The following is a 20,847-nucleotide window of genomic DNA, read 5'->3' on the forward strand; positions in this document are numbered from 1 at the left end:
CCGCGCAGACGATGCGTTTTTTCGCATCCTGCGGCTTTAACCCCATCTAAGGAGTGACCTGACTCAATGAAATCCCAAGCGAAATTCCGCCCGGACTTCTGGCTGCTCGCCGCGGCGCTGATCGCCCTGTTTTTGAACGGTTGGAACATCTGGGAAGAGACTTACGCCAACACGTACTACACCGTAGCCGTCGCGAGCATGATGGAAAATTTCCACAACTTCTTCTATGCTTCGCTCGACTCCGCCGGATCGGTAACGGTCGACAAGCCGCCGGTCGCGTTCTGGATTCAGACGATCAGCGCTTTGATTTTCGGCCTGCACGGCTGGAGCGTCATCCTGCCGCAAGCGTTGGCAGGCGTCGGCTCCGTCATTCTTATCTATCTGCTCGTCAAGCCTTCCTTCGGCACTTGGTCCGCACGCATCGCCGCCTTCGGCATGACGTTCACCCCGGTTGCCGTCGCGGTCAGCCGCACGAACAACATCGATTGCCTGCTGGTTTTCACGCTGCTGCTCGCGAGCTGGCTGTTGTTCCGGGCCGTGCGAAAAGGCGGAATCTGGAGCCTGCTCGGCGCATTCGCGATGATCGGCATCGGATTTAACATGAAGATGCTGCAAGCCTACATGGTACTGCCGGCCTTCTATCTCTTCTATCTGTTGGCGGCCAAGCATGGTTGGAAAAAGAAGGCGACGTCCCTGATTGCAGCTACCGCAGTCGTCGCCGTCGTCTCGGTCTCTTGGGCAGTCGTCGTCGATTCGGTGCCCGCGAGCGAACGGCCGTTCATCGGCAGCAGCGGAACCGACTCCGTGATCAATCTCGCGTTCGGCTACAACGGCGTTTCCCGCCTGACGGGCGACCGAAGCACCGGAGCGGCAGGCGGTTCCGCTCAAGACTTCGGCGGCGGAGGGCGCGGCGGCGAAGGCGGAATGCCGGGCGGACAAGACGGCGGCTTCGGCGGGGCGAACGGCAGAGGCGCGCCAGGCGGGAACGGCGGCGGCGGAATGTTCAATACGGGCGAAGCCGGTCCGCTGCGCCTTTTCCAATCCGAGCTGTCCGGGCAAGCAAGCTGGTTGATTCCGCTCGGCCTGATCGGAGCCTTCGCCATATTGGCAAGCTGGCGCAGACGGAACTTCACGGACAAGCATAGGGAAATCATTTTTTGGCTGGCGTGGCTTGTTCCGGTCGCAGGATTCTTTAGTATCGCGGGCTTTTTCCATCAATATTATCTGATCATGTTGGCGCCTCCGGTCTCGGCATTAGCGGGGGCTTCTATTACGGAAATGTGGGACGCTTACCGGAATCGGGAAGGATTGTCTTCCTGGCTGCTGCCTGTATCGGTGCTCGCAACGACCGTGTTCTCCTGGTTCATCCTTCACCCGTACGACGAGACCATCGGCGGCTTCTGGTCGATCGGCGTGTTGGTTCTCGGTCTCATCGCCGCTGTGCTGCTCGCTTTGTTCAAACGCGGCGATCATAACCGTCTACAGCAAGCTTCTCTGATAGGAGCGCTGGCAGCGATGTTTATCGGGCCGATCTACTGGTCGCTCACGCCGATCGTTTACGGACAAAATTCGCAATTGCCGGCAGCCGGTCCCGACGGCAGCAGTTCAGCATTCGGAGGCGGCGGCCGAAACTTCTCCGGCGCAGATGATCCGGCGAATGCCGGGGCAATGCCTGGCAGCCCGGGCCGAAACGGCGGCGGCTTCGGCGGCATGGACGATTCGGAATCCGCCGATCAGGAGCTGCTCGTTTATCTGCGCGAACATAACACGGGCGAACCCTACCTCATGGCGGTCACCAACTATACGACCGCCGCTCCTTACATGATCGACGAAGACGAAAGCCTCGTCATTTTGAACGGCTTTAACGCTTCCGACGAAGTTTATACGCCGGAGACGCTCGAAGCGCTCGTACGCGGCGGCAAAGTCAAATACTTCCTGCTCGGCGGCGGCATGGGCGGAGGCGGCCGTGACGGCAATTCGGAGGTCACAGACTGGATCACGGAAAACGGCACCGAAATTCCGTCTTCCGAATGGCAAAGTACAACGGACGCAGATGCGGACGCCTCTACTGCCGATACGCAGAACGCTTTCGGTTTCAACGACAACCTGACGCTATATGAAGTGACACTGACGGAATCCTGATTCCGACAAGTCTTTACCTTTCAAGGAGGCGAATACGATGAATAACCAAGCGCGAATTTCCGTCATCATCCCTATGTACAACGAAGAAGCGGTTATCGCCGAGACGTACCGCCGTTTGTCGGACGTCATGCGCCGAACCGGAGAAAGTTATGAACTGTTATTTGTCAATGACGGAGGCACGGATCGCTCGCCGGATATCATCCGCGAGCTGTCGCGTCGGGACGAATCGGTCAAGCTGATCGGCTTCTCCCGGAACTTCGGTCATCAGATTGCCGTCACGGCAGGCATGGATCATGCGTCCGGCGACGCCGTGGTCATCATCGATGCGGATCTGCAAGACCCGCCGGAGCTGATTCTCGATATGCTGGACAAATGGCAGGAAGGTTACGAAGTCGTCTATGCCAAGCGCTCCAAGCGCAAAGGCGAATCGCTGTTCAAAAAATGGTCCGCCTCCCTCTTTTATCGCGTTCTTCATGCTTCGACCGAAGTGCCGATCCCGGTCGATACCGGCGACTTCCGCCTGATCGACCGCAAGGTGTGCGACGAGATGAACCGCCTCGGCGAACGGAATCCGTTCGTGCGCGGGCTGGTGAGCTGGACGGGCTTCCGCCAGGTCGCGATCGAATACGAACGGGATGAACGCCTGGCCGGCGAGACCAAATATCCGTTGAAAAAGATGATCAAGCTTTCTTTGGACGGCATCACTTCCTTTTCCCATAAACCGCTCAAATTGGCCGGTTACGCCGGAGCGTTCATGTCGGCAGCGGGTTTCGTATACATGCTGTACGTCATCGCGATGGCGCTATTTACCGACAGCACGATGCGCGGCTGGGCTTCCACGATCTGCCTCATGCTGATCTTCAACGGCGTAACGTTGATTATGCTCGGCGTGATCGGCGAATATATCGGACGCATCTATGACGAAGTCAAAGGCCGCCCGCTCTATATCGTTCGCGAAACGCACAATATGCAGCGTACGCCTTCACGGGAAGCCGATATGCGCAATCGTTCCGTATCTGGCGTATATGCCCAAGAATCCGTTTATGCTTCCGCTGCCAATCAGCGTGATACCGAATCGGCTGCTCATATCTCCCGCCCTACTGAACGGGTTGACGCTCCTTTGCAGCCGAGTGCCCGTTCAACCGAGACCGATACGGCTCCGACCGATGGAGGCATCGCGGCTATACCGGTGCATCATGTGGACGCAGACGAACAATCTCTTTTCCGGAATCACGCCCGCTATCCGACTGGACATGGAACGGCATCCGGCCATGTTGTTCACCATAGCGCGAGAAGGAGCGATCGCCGATGACGATGAGACTCCGCAAAGCCGTCATTCCCGCCGCAGGCCTGGGAACCCGATTCTTTCCTGCGACCAAAGCCCAACCGAAAGAAATGCTTCCGATCGTCGACAAGCCCGCGATTCAATATATTGTCGAGGAAGCTGTCGCATCCGGGATCGAAAGCCTTATTATCGTGACGGGTCGAAACAAGAAGTCGATCGAAGACCACTTCGACAAATCGGCAGAGCTGGAGCAGCAGCCTGAAGCGAAAAGCAAGTTCGATTGAGTGGAAAATGTCCGCTGGATTAGATTGCCTGCATGAATTGGTTTCACGACCGGAGTATGCTCGGGAATCGGCTTCCGGACTAAGCGCGATGCGACAGTCCGGGGATTGAAGCGGAGGATAGCGGAATAGAGTGCACGAGACGGAAATAAAGGCTTCGGTCCCCATATAGGAACCAAAGCCTTTATTTTATAGAAGAAAAAATTTTCGTTCTAAGCTAGGGCATGTACGCAAACTCAACGACGTGCATCTTTTGCTGCCTTTTCGCCCAGCCATAATTCCAGATCCCCGTCATAACTGAAATTTACCGAATCCGAAGGCAGCATCTCCGCCAACTCATCGCGAGTCGTCGCCTCACAAGATATTTCGGCTTGTCCTTGTTCGTCCGAGGCGGAATCGGTCAACCAATACCCGCCGATTTCCGTATTGTACGTCCACTCATTCCCCCGCTCGTCCCGATAAAGGTCCGCTGCTCCTCGGCTTTTGGTCGGAATCGAGAGAAAATCTTGCTCCGCCTGTGCTTCATAATCGGGATTGTTCCGCTTCCGAATCAGGCGTCTGAATCCGAACCTCTCCGGCTCTGCCGCCAGCACCCGACCGTCGTCCGCCGATAACACGATTTTTTCTCCTTCCATGAATACAGCTTTGACGGTAAAAGATAACGGGATGTCGATCAGACTGTCCATCCCGCCTCCGCTTTCGCGTTGCTCGGACAAAATGCCTTGTTGACGGACGCCGGGCAAACAAAACATTCCTGCCGCGAAGCTCTTCCAACGCGCTTTCCTCTCCCGACGCCGCATTTCGCATCAGTTCGAGATCTGCCGGATTTTTTTCAAGATCGATTGCCATGCTTCATCTCCCTTTCGCGAATCAGAACAGATCTGCTGAAAAGTGTTGAATTCTTTTGCATCCGTTTGCCCAAAATACGGATATGGGATACGATGCAAACAGACTCTTCCGCGGCTAAGAAAACGTGTTCCGTCTAAGCCGGACCGGAAACGAAAAGGAGAACGTCATGACGCATAAACGCTATTATGATTCTGCCTATTCCCAAGATTGGACAGCGATCATTCAAGAGATTATTCCAAGCGAAAACGGGATTTATGTCCGACTGGACGAGACTTTGTTCTATCCGGAAGGCGGCGGGCAGCCGGGAGACTCCGGGTGGATCGGCGAAGTCCGTGTACGGGATACATGCAGCAAAAACGGCGAAGTCCTGCATCTCGTTGAAGCTTCGCCCGGCGAGCCGGGGAGCGAAGTCTCCTGCCGACTGGACTGGGAGCGCCGCTTCGACCATATGCAGCAGCACAGCGGTCAGCATCTGTTATCCGCCACGGTGCTGGAACTGCTCGGCGCTGCCACTTTGAGCTTTCACCTGGGCGAGGACTATGCCACCGTCGACGTGGAACGGACAGAATGGACGCAGCACGAATTGGATCAGGTCGAACGGGAAGTCAATGTCCGCATCATGCGCAATCTGCCGATCAAAAGTTATTTCGTCAGCAGCGAAGAAGCCGCTAATTTGCCGCTCGTCAAAGCCCCTTCCGTTGAAGGAGAGGTTCGCATCGTCGAGATCGAAGGCATTGAATACAACGCTTGCGGCGGCACGCATGTGAGCGCTACGGGCGAACTCGGCCTGCTCAAGCTGCTGCGCGCCGAGAAGCAAAAAGGACATCTTCGCTTAACGTTCAAAACTGGACTACGCGCACTCGACGAATTCGTAACGCAAACCAAGGTACTGGCTGCCCTCTCCTCCAAGCTCAGCACGCCGAAAGAAGAACTTGTCGAACGATTGGAAAAGTGGACCGAGGAGGATCGGCGCAAGCAGACCGAACTCAACGCGCTGCGGCAGCAATTGGACGACTATATCGCTCAAGAATTGCTTCATGAAGCCGTGCGTACGGGAGGCCCTATATCAAAACTATTCGGTGATCGGACCGTAAAAGAGCTGCAAAGTCTCGCGACGGCTCTGACCGCCCGCAACGCCCGGCTTCCTATCCTGCTTGGATCGTTAACGGAATTCAAACTGCTTCTCGCTCACGGCGGCGAAGCCGGTTTCTCTTGCGGTGTTCTTTTCAAAGAAGTATTGCCTGCTTTCGGTGGCCGCGGCGGAGGTAATGATCGATTGGCGCAGGCAGGATTCGCAGCAGAGTCCGATCTCGCCGCTTGTTACGACATCCTGAAGCAGCGGCTGAACAATCACGAAATCAAGTAAAATAAGCGACTCGCAAACAAAATGCTTGTTCGCCTTTTTTTGTATTTTTATCTTGCCGTTTTGCTCGCATACAAGCTATGATAGAGAATGATTCTCAATAGACTCTGTTCCGACGGGCCGGCCAAACGCTTCGGATCGGAGATTGAGGAGTACAGATTAAGAGAGAAAAGAGGGATTGGCATCAACATTTTGAAACGTTTCTTCGCCTTTTACCGGCCTTACAAAGGGCTGTTCGTGCTCGACTTCTGCTGTGCCGTATTTGCCGGCCTGCTCGAACTCGCGTTTCCCATCGCGGTCAACACGTTCATCGACGACCTGCTTCCGGGCGGCAACTGGACCTTGATTCTGGCAGCGTGTATCGGACTGCTTGCCATCTATGCGCTGAATACGGGCATGCAGTATGTCGTGACGTACTGGGGACATATGCTCGGGATCAACATCGAGACCGACATGCGCAAAAGCCTTTTCGGAAAACTGCAAAAGCTGTCGTTCCGATTCTACGATAACCATAAGACCGGTCATTTGATCGGCCGGATCACGAACGACTTGAACGATATCGGCGAACTGGCCCATCACGGACCGGAAGACGTATTTATCGCCGTCATGACTCTCGTCGGTTCGTTTATCCTGATGTACAACATCAGTCCGGAACTTGCGATCATCACTTTCATTATCATTCCGGTCATGGCTTGGATGATTATCTTCTTCGGTCGCCGCATGACGCGCACGTACAGCCGACTTTTCGGTAACGTGGGCAACTTCAATTCCCGCATCGAAGACAACATCGGCGGTATCCGCGTGGTGCAATCGTTCGCAAACGAGAAGCACGAGAGCGAACTGTTCGAAGTCGAGAATCAGGATTTCCGCAAAACCAAGCTGATGGCTTATAAGACAATGGCAGGCAGCATGTCCGTCAACTATATGATGATGCGGCTGATCAGCGTTTTGGTTCTGGTCTTCGGCGCGTGGTACTTCATTCGCGGCGAGATCCAAATCGGGGAATTCGTAGCCTTCCAATTGCTCGCGAACGTATTCTTCCGACCGATCGAAAAGATCAATGCCGTTATCGAGAGTTATCCGAAAGGAATCGCCGGTTTCCGCCGTTACCTGGAAATCATGGACACCGATCCGGACATCCAGGACGCTCCGAATGCCAAAGCCGTCGATTCGTTGAAAGGCGAAATTCACTTCAACAACGTCTCGTTCGGCTATGAACAAGAACGTCCGATTCTTAACGACATCAGTCTTCAGGTTCACCCGGGCGAGACCGTAGCCTTTGTCGGACCTTCCGGTGCGGGCAAAACGACGATCTGCAGCCTCCTGCCCCGCTTCTATGAAGTTCAAGCCGGTTCGATCACCGTGGACGGTATGGATATTCGGGACATGACGCTGGAATCGCTGCGCAAACAGATCGGTATCGTTCAGCAGGACGTATTCTTGTTCTCCGGCACCATCCGCGAGAATATCTCCTACGGCAAACTCGACGCTTCGCTTGAAGAGATCTGGGTTGCCGCCGAACGCGCGCATATGGCCGACGTCATTCGCGCCATGCCGGAAGGCATGGACACCGTCATCGGCGAACGCGGCGTGAAGCTGTCGGGCGGACAGAAGCAGCGGATGGCGATCGCTCGGATGTTCCTCAAAAATCCGCCGATCCTTATCCTCGACGAAGCGACTTCGGCACTCGATACCGAGACGGAGTTGGCGATCCAAAAGTCGCTGTCGGAACTTGCGGTCGGACGCACGACGCTCGTCATCGCGCACCGTCTGGCCACGATCAAAAACGCGGACCGCATCATCGTCGTCAGCAAAGACGGCATCGCCGAAGAAGGCAAGCATGAAGAATTGATCGAAACCGGCGGGATTTACAGCCGTCTGCACCAAGCACAGTTTGGCAGTTGATCAAAGAGGGTTAATGTAGGGAAGAAGTTCAATCGCTGAAGTCGATAAGGAGATGAAAATCCGATGGACGAAACAACGAAACGGCGCCTGGCCCGAATCGTGATGGGCACGCTGGCCGGAGCCGGCGCAGCCTGGTTTCTCACTTCCAACAAAAGCGCCGGTACCCGGCAACAGATCCGCAAATTCGCGATTCAAACCAAGGAAAAAGGGTTGGAGTTGGGCCACGAGACTGCCGAGAAAACACGCGATCTGATCGCGCTCGGACGCGAAGTGTCCAGCGACGAAGATTGGAAAGAAGCCATCGAGACTCTGGAGATCAAGCCTTCGGCGGAAACGGACGACTCCTCTGCTGATCCTTCTGAAGCTGCATCGCATTTGCAAGTTGTGAAGGATTAAACGGAAAAACGTCCCTTTTGCGGGCGTCAAATTGCTCTCGAAAGTTACGTTGGCGCGAGAATCGAGAAGACTCCGAGAGAAATTCGTTAGCGTATGCTTACGATGTGCCTTTCTTCGAAAGCCTTCAGGTCGCGTGTTGAAATCGGGAAAAAGGATTAAATTTTTATTTGTATTTTCCCGATTTCAAAGGCGAACGCTAACGCTCCTGCACTGAATTTCTCTCTCCGTCTTCTCGCTTCCAGCTACGTTGGACTTTCTCGACACATTGACGCCCTTCGGGGCGTTTTTTGTTTGTGTGGGTAGATAAGGTAAAGACAGAAGACATCGAAGATTTGATACTTATGAAAACTGCGGCTGAAGCAACTCCTTTATTTTTCATAAATGCACCCCATTTAACACGTCGACCCTAGTACCAAAATTCAGTCTTGTTCAAATCCATTCCTTTACGCACTTATATCCTTTTCATTCTCTCTTGTAACTTGATTCTTCTATGGATCTTTTTCTTTTGCTTTTTCTCTTCTCCCCTCCAATCGAGAAATCCGATTCCGGCTCAATCCCAGCGGAGGGGGAAATTCAGTGAAAGACGCCTTTGAACTTATAAAGCCGTAGGCTTTATAAGTGAGACAGCGTCTTGAACGAATTTACCCCGCAGCGCCTCGATTGAGCCACCCCCGTCGAATTTTCTCGATTTCCCCCTGCTAACTCTGTTCAGAAACGTAACTATGGGTAATACTAAAGAAGAAGACTTTTAGACAGGAGGCTTACATATGTCGAATTCATCCTTGAAATTTATTGCCGGAATTGCAGCCGGAGCCGCCATCGGCGGGATTACTGCTCTATTGTTCGCTCCGCAGCGCGGTTCGGAGACTCGCCGCGTCCTCGCTGACGGTGCGATCGACTTGAAGGACAAAGGCTTGGAACTGAAAGACCGCGGCGTCGTCGCGGCGATCGATCTGAAAGACAGAGGCGTCATCGCGGCCAACGATTTGAAAGACAAAGGTCTGGAACTGAAAGATCGCGGCGTTACCGCAGCGATCGACCTCAAAGACCGCAGCGTCGACACGGCTATTGCCCTTCGCGACAAAGGCCAAGCTTCGCTGGAAACCGCCAAAGACAAAGGTCAAAACGCGATCGCGGTTCTGCGTGCCAAAGGTCAAGCCGCAGCGGAAACCAGCCGCGAGCTGATTGCTTTCGGCAAAGAAGTCGGCGAAGTCGCGATGGAATGGAAAGTCGAGATCGAAGCCGCCGTTCGCGACCTGAAAGTCGAGCTGGAAAAATTCCAGAGCGAGCAGGAGAACGACACGAAGCTTCAAGACGATATCGCCAAGCTCAAAAAGCAAACCGAAGAAACGGCGGCTGTCGTCAAAAACGCGCAGCAGCGCATCACCAACGCCGGTTCTTGAGACCATGACTGAACAAAAGCGTCCCTGAATATCAGGGACGTTTTTGTTTGCTTGTTCGTTGCAAACCTTGCCCCTTGATCGGTTTGCGTCCTGGCGCCGTTTGCACATTTCGGATTCTACCGTTCAAACGGCTTTTCCCTTTCGGTCATCCTCCCTTCCCGAAATTCAAGCACGCGGTCCGCGTATCGGGTTTCTTCCCGTAAATGCGTAACGACAATAACGATTGCGTTTTTGTCGAGCTTTGAGATCCGCTGCCAAAACAAATCGGCATTGCGCTTATCCAAACCTGCCGTCGGTTCATCAAAAACGTAGACGTCGCTTTCGGCAAGCAGTGCCCGGATCAACGCGGCGCGCTTCTTTTGTCCGCCCGATAAACTGTCCCCGCCTTCCGTCAATACCGTATCGTAAGCGAGAGGCAGCTGTTCGAATACCGTGTCCATATTAAAAATCGGCATTATGCGTTCGGCGCTGCGGCCTCCCCCTATTATTCGTCCTTCGCTCGGTTCATAAAACCCCGATATCAGCTTGACGAACGTCGACTTTCCAGACCCGCTCGCCCCGACAACGACGATTCGATCTCCTTTTTTCAAGATGCAATCCACGGAATGAACCGCATTCGTCGAAGCCCCCGGATATCGGAAAGAAAGACCTTGCAGAATCAGATCGCCTTGTTCGGGAGTCGCGGATTTGGCTTCGGGAATCGCCAGGAAAAGCAAAACGCGTGACGCGGAAGCCCAAGCTGCCTGCACTTCGCCCGCCAAGTCGACGGCATGCCTGGCCGGAAAAAAGATGATTTCGATCAAGGCCAAAAATCCGATCAGCTCGCCGATGCCCAGTTCTCCGTTCAGTACGCTTTGCCCTCCGACAGCCAGAACCAGTATATAAGCAGCGATCTCCGAAGCACCGCCGCAAATTTGCATGATGCCGTAGGTTGTGGCTCTTTTGACCTCCGTACGCTTGGAGCGCATGCATGCCTTTTCGAAACGCCGAATGCCCCAGCGTTCGGCTCCCGCGGACAAAAGATCTTTGGAACCTCGGAGCAGACCCGAGAAGGTCTCCGACATATCGGACATCGAATCCTGCGTGGCGCGATTGACCTTCACCATGGTTTTGGAGCCGAATAACGGAACGATGAATCCTAGCGCAAGAAAAGGCAGGATTTGCAGTGCGAGCCCGAAATCGATACGGGTCAAGGCGATTGCCGATCCGACGGACTGAACCGCGGAGTGCGCGATCTGCGCAAGCAAGGTGCCGTACAATTTGGCCCATGAAGGCAAATCCGAAAAGGCGTAAGCTTGCATTCGTCCGAGCGGCTGACGTTCGTTTTCGATCAACGGAATATTCAACAGATGCATCCATACCTTTACCCGAAGTCGTACCAGAATCTTTTGATCCAATGCGGTTCCGATACGGCGGGCAGACAAAGAAACCAGCCAGCTCATGCCCCATACGCATAAATACGCACCTACGTACACGAATGCTTGGCCTTCCGGATCTTTGCTCGTCAATTCGCCGATGATCATCCCGAGCAGCAGGGGCTTGAACAAGTTCAAGCCTGCCGAAGCCGCTCCGATCGCGATCGTCAATAAAACGAGCGGCAGTTCGGTTAGCAAAGGCATCAGCATTTTTTTGCGGGTTGACATGATTCATCTCTCCTTATGAAGGCATAAAAAAAGGAACCGCCTCAGAGAGGTCGGTTCCTTTTTTATGCTTATCAAGTATATATGCGGTTGAATCGATCGTTCAAGACTGTCCTTTTTCCGGCGTTTGAGGCACGGAAGCGCCGGAAGAGCGGCGGGATAACCTCAAGACAAAAGATAATACGTAGCGAAACGCTTCGCGTTCGAAAACGGACAAAGCCAGCAGATACGCCGGAACAATCAGAACGCCCAGCAGAGCAGCCCAGGCGAAAAAGGTTCCGTACGAAGAAATCGGCAGTTCGAAGCGGCTATGCAGCCATGCGGCGCCAACGAAAAGAACCGCGCACACCAGCCATTTTCGGAAAGTCAACCACGGGTTACGACTTAACAAGCGTACGTTCGCATAAAGGATCATATCCACCGAACGGTAAAGCAGCGCGGCTATAGTCCCGAGCAGAACGCCGTACACGCCAAGCACGAATACAAGTCCGAACGAAACGACCAAATTGATCGTCGATTCAAAAATCGCGCGACTTTGCGTGCCGCGAAAATGTCCCGCGATGTCGATCACGGTATCGGAAGGCGTTCGCGCGTTCATCAACAATTTGGAAAGGGCGAACAATAACGGCAGCCAAACATCGATATAATTCGCGTCGGTTATGCCTGCCGTATACAATTTCATGAAAGGCAGAACCAAAAGATAAGCCAATGTCACGATCGCGAAAACGAATCCGATAAAATAAGTCTCGTACGCGTTATAAAGCTTGTCGAACTTTTTCCTGTGTTCGAAAAAACTTTGTCCCAAAGCGAATTTGAGACTGCCGCCGAACGTCTGCATAAAACTGTCCACCACGTTGAAAATCATGTTGTACAGCACGTACACGCTGACCACTTTCAAGTTGGTAAACAACGTCAAGATCAGCACGTCGGTATTGCGGAAAATCAGGTAGGACAACTCATGGATCAGAACCGAGTTTTTTTGGCCGATCGCCGCATAGTCCGGTTTCGCTTTAAGGTCCAGCCAGTGATAGTGCCGGCGGATATAGATTTGGTACGCGACGATTTGCAGAATCACGATCACGAAATACGAAAACTGAACCGTCACGATACTGACGCCCTGCAGCAGCAGAACGATGCGAACGAGGCTGTTCACGATATTGCCGATCGTCACGACCGACGATTCGATATAACTTTTGCCCTCGGCAAGCAGCAGCACTTTGAACTTGCCTTGAAAATAATAATTGACCGCTCCGCCCATTCCGCTGAACGCGATGACCGCGAATACGGTGAGCATGGAATATCCGCTTTCCACGAAAAACGGATAAACGGCCGCCAAAAGCAGGACCGCGGCAAAATAGTAAATGCCGGTTTTTTTGTAATAAGCGGACGTGGCGGCAAGAATCGAATTGATTCGGCTCCGATCCCCTTCTGCCACGGGCTTATATAAGGCTTGCAGCGAAGCCGCGCCTACTCCTGCTTCCAGAAGCGCAAGATAAGCGATGATTTGCGAAACGGAATTGACGAGGCCGTTTGTGTCCGAACCGTATCCGACCAAAATCAGACGGGGAATAAAAAAGGCCAGCCCGATCGTGATGATCTGGCTGAGCAGCCCTGTCAGGGCATTGAGCAAAGCGCGTTTGAATCTCACGAATTCCCCTCCCCCGCCGCTCCGGTTCGGTTCGAAGACATTGTTGCGGCAGCGGATCTTGCGCTTCGCCTTGACGCGACGGAACTTTTGGCGCGCAGAAGCAAACCGTAAGCGAACGGCGAAGCACGGAACAATCTCAATGCGCGAGGCAGCGCGATTCCCTCGGTTCGGCATTCCTGTATGCGTTTTTTCATTTTATCCGGCAAGCCCGGATAATGAAGCTCGATATCGCGAAGCAGCGCAGACATGCGGAAGTCTCCGGCTGCTAGGCAGGTACGTATCGTATACAAATAATCTTCCAACAAATAAGGCCCGCCGAGCACGTCCGCGATCCGGTTCAATTCCGCGTCGTTTTGTTCGCGAAGATCCGCGGCCGCCCGATCGAAAGCCGCGGCGAAATCGAACTTGCGCACGTTATACGTGTAGGTTACCGAAGATCGGCGCTGTACGTAAAACATTAGCGGTTCATCGACGAAACGTACTTCCCGGGAACGGCCCAAAGCCCGGTAAATGAATTCCTGATCTTCACCGTTCACGCAATCCGGTTCGTAAAGCAGTCCGGACTCGATCAAATTCTTCCGCCGGTAAGCGATTCCCGAGATCGCGATTCGCAAGTCGCGATCAAAGAATACCTTTTTCAACGTATCGACTCCGCTAAGGGAATGCGGAAGGGCGGACTTACCGCGGAAAAAATCCGATAAAACCTTGCCGTCTTCGCCGACTTCGAGAAAACGAAAAACGACCGCATCGGGCGGCGCCGCATCCGAAGTCACCGCCTCGGCGATTTTTTCGACTAACGTTCGGTCCACATAATCGTCGCCGTCAAGAAAAAGAACGTATTCGCCTTTCGCTTCGGCCAATCCTCGGTTTCTTGCCCGGCTGACGCCCCCGTTCTCGGTGTGAATCAGCCGGGCTTCCGGCATATCGGCCAAATACGACTCGGCCGTTTGCGGGGTCCGGTCCGTAGAACCGTCGTTCACGATCAACACTTCGAAATCGCGCAAAGTCTGTTGACTCAAACTCTCCAGCGTGCTGCCGATGTAGGATTGCACGTTATACGCCGGCACAATAATGCTTATCTTCATCAAATATCATCCTTTTTCGCGGAGATCGTCAAATTTCTTGCGCCGCTTTCCGTTTCCACGCTCAAAAGCGAAGGTCCGGCGGCGCCTAACGCTTTTAAGCTTTTTGCCTTTTTCAAAAATCGAAGTTTTCCGGATGCCGTACATAATGCACGCAGCCAAAGCACGGCTGCCGCATACTTTTTCTTTGCGCAAAGAAAAGCGAAAACGCGCATCGGACGCCAAGTTTCGGAATCTCGCGCGATTGCGTCCATGCGCTCGCTGAATCCGGAATATGTAGCGGCAAATTTCAAATCCTTGACGCTTTCGAAAAGGGCGACCCCGTAATCCGCATCATGCACGCAGCTGTTTTGAACGCGTTCGAAAAAAAGACGATTCAAAATCCGCGTATACACGTCGCGATCATTATAATCGGCGTACCATTCCTCGAATTTTTCGACCAAATGCAATTCTCGCTTCATGTAATCCGGTTTTCGGGTACTGGTCAGCGAGTCGGGACGTTGAAGGTAATAATACAGGGTATGCTTCACGGATACAAATACGTTCGCATAGCGCAAAAAACATAGATTGAATAAAACGTCTTCGCTGAACACTTTGCTGTTCGATTCGAATCGCAGGCTTTGCGCCTCGATCAAACTTCTCCGATACAGTTTGTTCCATACCATGACCGCATATTTTTTGCTGTTCCACAATCGATCCAAGCCGTATTCTTCGATGACGATTCGTTCCGTACCCAGTCCGAGAACGTCGCGCTCGATCCGGTCTTCGTAAGCAAGCGCGTAATCGCAAGCGCAAATATCGGCTTCCTCACGCGCAGCTTCTTCATACATCGCGGCCAAAGCATTAATTTCGATCCAATCGTCGGAATCGACGAAAGCGACATAAAGCCCTTTTACCGCATCCAATGCGGTATTCCTCGCAGCGCTCAACCCTTGATTTTTTTGATCGATAATAATCACTCTAGAATCGCTTTTCGCGTAAGAATCCATGATTTCGCGCGAGCCGTCCGTAGAACCGTCGTTCACGACAATAATTTCGATCTGCTTCAATGTTTGATGAATCAAACTATCCAAACATCTTCTTAAAAAACGCTCTACGTTGAATACAGGTACAACGACGCTAACCAACGGTATCACTTTACCGCATCCTCCCCGAATTGAACAATTTGAGCGTAACTTAACCTATGTATAATCGATGCTTCCTTTCCAGCTTGCAGCTTATATAACCCTCATATTTTCAAATTGAATCAAGTGAAGGAAAAATATTATTTAGTGGTTAAATAAGGGAAAACCCCTGTTTCCAGTTAAGGAAACAGGGGTTAAGAATTGCAAGTCTTTTGGTAAGCGATTGATTTATGCCGCTTTTTTAGCCTCGATCTCTGCACGCTGTACCAGCGTTTTTTTCCACATGCCGAGAATCAGGCCGGAGATAACCGCACCGATGATAACCGTCAGCAGGAACAGTGCCGCATGGTTGGACAACAGGGCCACGAACACGCCGCCGTGCGGAGCCGGAACGTTGATTGCCCACAGCTGGGTCAGTCCGCCCGCTACCGCGGAACCGATGATGCAGGAGGTCAGGACGCGCAGCGGATCAGCCGCAGCGAACGGAATCGCGCCTTCCGTGATGAAGCTCGCGCCGAGCACGTAGTTCGTGATGCCTGATTTGCGCTCTTCGTCGGTGAATTTGTTCTTGAAGAATGTCGTTGCGAGCGCGATTGCCAGCGGAGGAACCATGCCGCCCGCCATAACTGCCGCCATCCAAGCGCCGTCGCCCGTGGAAGTGAAGATGCCGATCGCGAACGTGTAAGCCGCTTTGTTGAACGGACCGCCCATATCGATTGCCATCATGCCGCCGAGCAGGAGGCCCAGCAGAACCGCGTTGCCCGTACCCAGGTTTTCCAGTACGTTCGTGATCCAAGTGTTCAGACCGCCGAAGACCGGATCAATGACGTAGTACATGACGATCCCTGTCAACAGCAAGCCGAAGACCGGATAGAGCAGAATCGGTTTCAAGCCTTCGATGCTTTTCGGAATGCCTTTGAATACTTTGCGGAGACCGATAACGATGTAACCGGCCAGGAAGCCCGCTACCAGACCGCCGAGGAAGCCCGCGCCGGACGTGGAAGCCAGATAACCGCCGACAATACCCGGCATCAGGGCCGGACGGTCGCCGATGCTCATTGCGATAAAGCCCGCCAAGATCGGAATCAGGAAGTGGAAGGCTCCGTCGCCGCCGCCGATTCCCATCAGCAGTTTGAAGATCGGATTTTCCGCTCCGCCGCCGCCGTACTGCTCGAACAGGAACGAGATGGCGATCAGGATACCGCCGCCGACCACGAACGGAAGCATGTGCGAGATGCCGTTCATCAGGTCTTTGTAGATTTTGCCGCCTACGCTGACCTTGGCGCCTTTGTCGGAACCGCCCGCGGCAGCTCCGCCTTCATGGCGGTAGATCGGCGCGTCGCCGCTTGCCGCTTTGCGAATCAGTTCTTCGGATTTGCGAATGCCGTCGCTGACCGGACGTTGAAGAACCGGTTTGCCGCTGAAGCGGGCCATTTCCACGTTTTTGTCCGCCGCGATGATTACGCCGCTCGCGCGGGCGATCTCGTCGGCCGTCAGCTCGTTGCCGACGCCTTCGGATCCGTTCGTTTCGACGCGGATATTCACGCCGAGTTCCTTAGCCTTTTTCTTCAAGGCGTCTTCGGCCATGAACGTGTGCGCGATGCCGGTCGGGCAAGCCGTTACGGCTACGACAAATTTATCGGAATTCGGGTTGCCGACAATCGTGCCGGACGCCGCGGAAGCGCTTGCGTTAGCCGGCGAGGCGGAAGGTTGAGCGCCTTCGGATTCCGCTTGGGCCGCATTGAACAATGCGGTGACTTCGGCCGGCGTGCGCACGTCGCGCAGTTTAGCTAAGAAGTCGGGATCCAGCAGCATGCGCGAAAGCACTTTGAGCGCTTGAAGATGCAGGTTGGATTCGCCTTCCGGAACGGCGATCATAAAGAAGAAATGGGCCGGCTGTTCGTCGAGCGATTCGTATTCGACGCCTGCCGAACTTTTGCCGAATACGATCGTCGGTTGGTTGACCGCGCTCGTTTTGGCGTGCGGCATCGCGATGCCTTCGCCGATTCCCGTGCTGGATTGCGCTTCGCGAGCCAGAATCGCTTGCTTGAACGCCGCGGCATCGTTAATTCTTCCGCTTTTATTCAAAGACGCGATCAGTTCGTCGATAACGGCTTCTTTGGTAATGGACCGCAGGTCCAAAATCATGACCGGTTCGATCATCAGGTCGGTAATTCTCATCATGTTCCACTCCTCTGGAGGTGTTGTCGGCGCGCGGGTTACGCACGCCGTTCGGTGCTTGTTACTCTATCTTTTGAAGCGTTATACGGGATTGACTTGAACCTGCGGCAGCAGCGAATCGATCTTCGCCCGCTCGGCCAGGTCGTCCGAGAATGCGGTGGCGCTTCCTGAAGCCGTACCGGTACGGAGCGCTTCGAGAGGGTTGCCTGTCCTCGCCAGCGTACCGACGAATCCCGCAATCATGGAATCGCCCGCCCCGACGGAGTTTCGTACTTCCCCTTTGGGAACATTGGCGTGGTAGACCTGTTCGTCGGTCACCAGCAGCGCCCCGTCGCCCGCCATGGAGATCAGCACGTTTTTAGCGCCTTTTTCCAGCAGCTTGCGTCCGTACTTGATCAGATCGTCTTGACCTTCGATCTCGACGCCGAACAGTTCGGCCAATTCATGATGGTTCGGCTTGACCAGCATCGGTCCGTGCGGCAGTGCTTGGAGCAGCGCGTCCCCTGTCGTGTCGATCACGAATTTCGCGCCGCGTTCCTTGATCACCGCAATCAGCCGATCGTAGAACGAACCGCCGAGCGAAGGAGGAACACTGCCGGACAGAACGACGATGTCGTCTTCGGTAAGCGCTCTCAGCTTCTCCGCCAGCGCATTGGCTTCGTCTTCTCCGATTCGCGGCCCTTGGCCGTTAATCTCGGTCTCGCCGCCGTGCTTGAGCTTGATGTTGATGCGCGTGTCGTCTTGGACGCCGACGAAATCCGTCACGATCGACTCGGATTTGAGTACGTCTTCGATAAATCGTCCCGTAAACCCGCCGAGGAAACCCAGTGCCGTATTCTCGACGCCTAGTCGACTCAGAATTCGCGATACGTTGATCCCTTTTCCCCCAGGGAGCTTCAAGTCGCGCTTCATGCGGTTCAGCGCATCCAGCTGCAAATCTTCCACTTCCACGATGTAATCGATGGAAGGATTAAGCGTTACGGTATAAATCATGGTTCATCCCTCGATTATTTTGGTTTTCTCAAGAATCGACTTTCTCCACCGCTCGGGAATCGAGTCGGTAATGATCGCGGCTTCCTTGAGATCGAATAATTTGGCAAAGGCCACTTCGCCGAACTTGCTGGCATCCGCCAATACATACGAACGTTCCGCCAACTGCCGAGCACGGCGCTTGATGAGCGCTTCTTCCGGGTCGGGCGTCGTAAATCCGAATTCGGCGTTCACGCCGTTGGTTCCGATAAAAGCTTTGTCGAATCTGAAGTTGTCCATATTTTGAAGGGCGATACTGCCGATGACGGCTTTCGTATGGCTTTTCATCATGCCGCCAAGCAGATAAGCACGAATGTTTTTGCTAACCAGTGCTTCGACATGCGAAAGTCCATTCGTTACGACGGTAATGTCTTGGGCTTCGATAAAAGGAATCATGGCCAGCGTCGTTGTCCCTGCATCAATGTAGATACATTCGCCGTCCCGAAGCTGGGAAGCCGCTGCGCGACCGACTGCATTTTTTTGTTGAACGTTTTTGAACGTTTTTTCTTCCATGCCGGGTTCTTCGCTCCGACGATGCAGCAGGGAAGCTCCGCCATGTACCCGCTTGAGCAAATGCTGCGACTCCAAGTCGATCAAATCTCGCCGTACCGTTGATTCGGAGGTACCCAGCAGCTCAACCAGTTCCTGAAGCTTGACGATTCCGGAAACTTGTAAGCGCTGTAGTATGATTCGGTATCTTTCTTCTGTCAACATATTGATTCCTCCATCTGCCACTCATTGTAACCTACGCTTCACCAAAAAACAATCACTTTTATCCAAAAACATTCAAAATATTTCATCGATGATTGAGGCGATTGAAACCCCTTCATTCCCTGCGAACAAAGCCATGGTAACGCTTCCTCGGTCTGGATCATTCTCCTCCTTGAAAACGTTCATTCTTTCAAATCCATGCTTGTCTTTGAATCTATTATCGGATGCAAGGTTTTGACAGTTTAGCAGATCGGCGACTAATTTCGGTCCTATTCCGCTATGTACATGCAAAAAAGCCCGGGAAGGATGTCTCCCCGCTGCTCCGTGCAACACCTTTTATTACCGAAAAGTAAAACGGCACAAAAAACCGCCGCCGACCGAAACAAGTCAGTCGGCGCGGTCTGTAAGGCTAATCGATAATAATCGCCCTTTAACCAATCGTCTCTACGATATTCCCGTCCGGATCGCGCATCAGCGTTTTTACGATACGAATAGTCAGGCTGTTCATCGTATCCAGTTGAAATTCGCTTTCTTTGGGCACCAGGCGGCGGGTTAATTCAGCCACAGCATCCGCGTTCAGATACAAGTGGAGAGCGTTATCCAACTCAACCACGCGATTTTGCACATCGGGGATCATCAAGACGCCCGTGTCCGGTCCCATCAAGCTTAAATCCCGATCATGCAGCAAACGTCCCGCCAGAATGCGTGCCAACGTTTCCGCTTGTTTAGCGCCGAGTTGAAGCGTGTAGGAATTGCTTTTGAGCAGATTTCTTTTTTCTTCCCAACTCAAACTTTCGAAGTACAGCACGCCTGTGCTCGATCCTTCCGTACGTACGCCCAATTCGGCAGCGGCTCTGATCTCCGCATCTTCGAGCAACGAAGTCCGAGTCAGATCGGTCAAATAAAGAGGCAGGCGCTTCTGCGCCAAATCGAGAAAGCTTCGCGTATTCCAGACTTTGATCATATCCAGTTCATCCGCTGTAATCCCGACCACCTGCAAAAATTGAAACTTGCCGAAAGGCGAACTTGCTTGTCCCAATTCCGGGTCCTCCGCAAAAGCGACGGCCGTAATCGGCGTATCCCGCTCCGCTTCGATCGGACCGTTGGCATCGAGATGATGTCCGGACTGGAATCCGTTTCCGCTGCTGAATACGTATCGCGCCAGGTTCTGAAGGAAATTGATCGCCCAGGCCGGCGGTTGTTCTTCGCCTTCGCGCGCCAAACGCATTGTCAATTCAAAGCCAAAGCCGCTGTACTCCGTATTTTCGAATTCCTTTTCATACAACTCGGTAAATCCGTACGTCACATAATGCCAATGAGGAGCCGGTTCTTCACAGGCATATACGCTGACCCCGTTGAGCGGATCGGGTCCACCCAGTCGATACGAAATCAAGGTACCGTAATGGAAAGGCTCGACCCCAGGATAACGCTTGTTCAATACCGCATCGATCGCGTCCCAACCCGGTGCTTGATCGCCTTGGTCCTGCAATTCCTCATCTTCCTTCATTGTTCGCTGCTCCTTTCGATGGCTTCAATGCCGCTTGAGTGCTTCAACTTGGCACCTTTCTACTTTCAGTTTACCCGAATCCGGGCTTTTTTGAAAATGTACAAAAAAACGTTCCCCCGGCGTCTGCCATGGATAGGGGAACGTTTTGCATGAGTTAGGCCGATTCTTCTGTCTTGAACTTCGCAATTCGTGCACGCAGTTCGTCCGCGCTCACGGAGACTTCGCCCGAGAGATCGGAAATGCTGGAAATCGCTTGCGCCTGCTCTTGCGTCGACGATGCGGCTTCTTCGGTGCTGGCCGC

Annotated in this window: 14 protein-coding genes and 2 pseudogenes; 7 read left to right on the forward strand and 9 right to left on the reverse strand. The window is 53.4% G+C overall.

Annotated elements, in window-relative coordinates:
* Positions 1 to 66: 66 nt before the first annotated feature.
* The 3 genes and pseudogenes from HRQ63_RS05810 to HRQ63_RS05820 all read left to right on the forward strand — a co-directional run.
* Positions 67 to 2,142, forward strand: a complete 2,076-nt coding sequence (locus tag HRQ63_RS05810; protein ID WP_172240369.1) for a glycosyltransferase family 39 protein — start codon at positions 67 to 69, stop codon at positions 2,140 to 2,142.
* Between the two features lie 37 nt (positions 2,143 to 2,179).
* Positions 2,180 to 3,100, forward strand: a pseudogene (locus HRQ63_RS05815) (glycosyltransferase family 2 protein); the annotation flags it as partial.
* 356 nt (positions 3,101 to 3,456) lie between these two features.
* Positions 3,457 to 3,708 (forward strand): annotated as a pseudogene (locus HRQ63_RS05820) (sugar phosphate nucleotidyltransferase); the annotation flags it as partial.
* A gap of 236 nt (positions 3,709 to 3,944) precedes the next feature.
* Here HRQ63_RS05820 and HRQ63_RS05825 read toward each other — a convergent pair.
* Positions 3,945 to 4,460: a hypothetical protein gene (locus HRQ63_RS05825; RefSeq protein ID WP_172240375.1), complete on the reverse strand. Its 516-nt coding sequence runs from the start codon at positions 4,458 to 4,460 to the stop codon at positions 3,945 to 3,947.
* Between the two features lie 263 nt (positions 4,461 to 4,723).
* On the opposite strand from HRQ63_RS05825, the gene HRQ63_RS05830 reads away from it, so the two are divergent.
* The 4 genes from HRQ63_RS05830 (at position 4,724) to HRQ63_RS05845 (ending at position 9,624) form a co-directional block, all read left to right on the forward strand.
* Positions 4,724 to 5,923, forward strand: coding sequence for an alanyl-tRNA editing protein (locus HRQ63_RS05830; RefSeq protein WP_172240378.1), 1,200 nt, complete (start codon positions 4,724 to 4,726; stop codon positions 5,921 to 5,923).
* A 186-nt stretch (positions 5,924 to 6,109) separates the two neighbouring features.
* A complete protein-coding gene (locus tag HRQ63_RS05835) occupies positions 6,110 to 7,825 on the forward strand; it encodes an ABC transporter ATP-binding protein (protein ID WP_172240659.1) in 1,716 nt (571 codons plus the stop codon).
* A gap of 63 nt (positions 7,826 to 7,888) precedes the next feature.
* Positions 7,889 to 8,221: a YtxH domain-containing protein gene (locus HRQ63_RS05840; protein ID WP_172240381.1), complete on the forward strand. Its 333-nt coding sequence runs from the start codon at positions 7,889 to 7,891 to the stop codon at positions 8,219 to 8,221.
* Positions 8,222 to 8,988: 767 nt separating this feature from the next.
* A complete protein-coding gene (locus HRQ63_RS05845; RefSeq protein ID WP_172240384.1) occupies positions 8,989 to 9,624 on the forward strand; it encodes a YtxH domain-containing protein in 636 nt (211 codons plus the stop codon).
* 116 nt (positions 9,625 to 9,740) lie between these two features.
* On the opposite strand, the gene HRQ63_RS05850 is transcribed toward HRQ63_RS05845, so the two are convergent.
* The 8 genes from HRQ63_RS05850 to HRQ63_RS05885 all read right to left on the reverse strand — a co-directional run bounded on the left by HRQ63_RS05850 (position 9,741) and on the right by HRQ63_RS05885 (position 20,546).
* Entirely contained in the window at positions 9,741 to 11,267 is a 1,527-nt protein-coding gene (locus tag HRQ63_RS05850) for an ABC transporter transmembrane domain-containing protein (protein WP_172240387.1), read from the reverse strand.
* 100 nt (positions 11,268 to 11,367) lie between these two features.
* Positions 11,368 to 12,912: a lipopolysaccharide biosynthesis protein gene (locus HRQ63_RS05855; protein ID WP_172240390.1), complete on the reverse strand. Its 1,545-nt coding sequence runs from the start codon at positions 12,910 to 12,912 to the stop codon at positions 11,368 to 11,370.
* Complete coding sequence (locus HRQ63_RS05860) at positions 12,909 to 13,997, reverse strand: glycosyltransferase family 2 protein (protein WP_172240393.1); 1,089 nt, start codon at positions 13,995 to 13,997, stop codon at positions 12,909 to 12,911. Before HRQ63_RS05860 ends, HRQ63_RS05855 begins: the two co-directional genes overlap by 4 nt.
* Positions 13,997 to 15,130 carry a glycosyltransferase gene (locus tag HRQ63_RS05865; protein ID WP_172240396.1) on the reverse strand — a complete coding sequence of 378 codons (1,134 nt, stop codon included), beginning with the start codon at positions 15,128 to 15,130 and terminating at the stop codon, positions 13,997 to 13,999. The genes HRQ63_RS05860 and HRQ63_RS05865 overlap by 1 nt, the downstream gene beginning before the upstream one ends.
* Positions 15,131 to 15,346: 216 nt before the next feature.
* Positions 15,347 to 17,299 carry a PTS fructose transporter subunit IIABC gene (locus tag HRQ63_RS05870; protein ID WP_172240662.1) on the reverse strand — a complete coding sequence of 651 codons (1,953 nt, stop codon included), beginning with the start codon at positions 17,297 to 17,299 and terminating at the stop codon, positions 15,347 to 15,349.
* 81 nt (positions 17,300 to 17,380) lie between these two features.
* Entirely contained in the window at positions 17,381 to 18,292 is a 912-nt protein-coding gene (gene pfkB / locus HRQ63_RS05875; RefSeq protein WP_172240399.1) for a 1-phosphofructokinase, read from the reverse strand.
* A gap of 3 nt (positions 18,293 to 18,295) precedes the next feature.
* Positions 18,296 to 19,042 (reverse strand): DeoR/GlpR family DNA-binding transcription regulator, encoded by a 747-nt coding sequence (locus HRQ63_RS05880; RefSeq protein ID WP_172240402.1) that lies wholly within the window; start codon positions 19,040 to 19,042, stop codon positions 18,296 to 18,298.
* Between the two features lie 427 nt (positions 19,043 to 19,469).
* Positions 19,470 to 20,546, reverse strand: coding sequence for a suppressor of fused domain protein (locus HRQ63_RS05885; RefSeq protein ID WP_172240405.1), 1,077 nt, complete (start codon positions 20,544 to 20,546; stop codon positions 19,470 to 19,472).
* Positions 20,547 to 20,847: the final 301 nt, after the last annotated feature.

The organism is Saccharibacillus endophyticus, assembly GCF_013185185.1.
Classification (GTDB): domain Bacteria; phylum Bacillota; class Bacilli; order Paenibacillales; family Paenibacillaceae; genus Saccharibacillus; species Saccharibacillus endophyticus.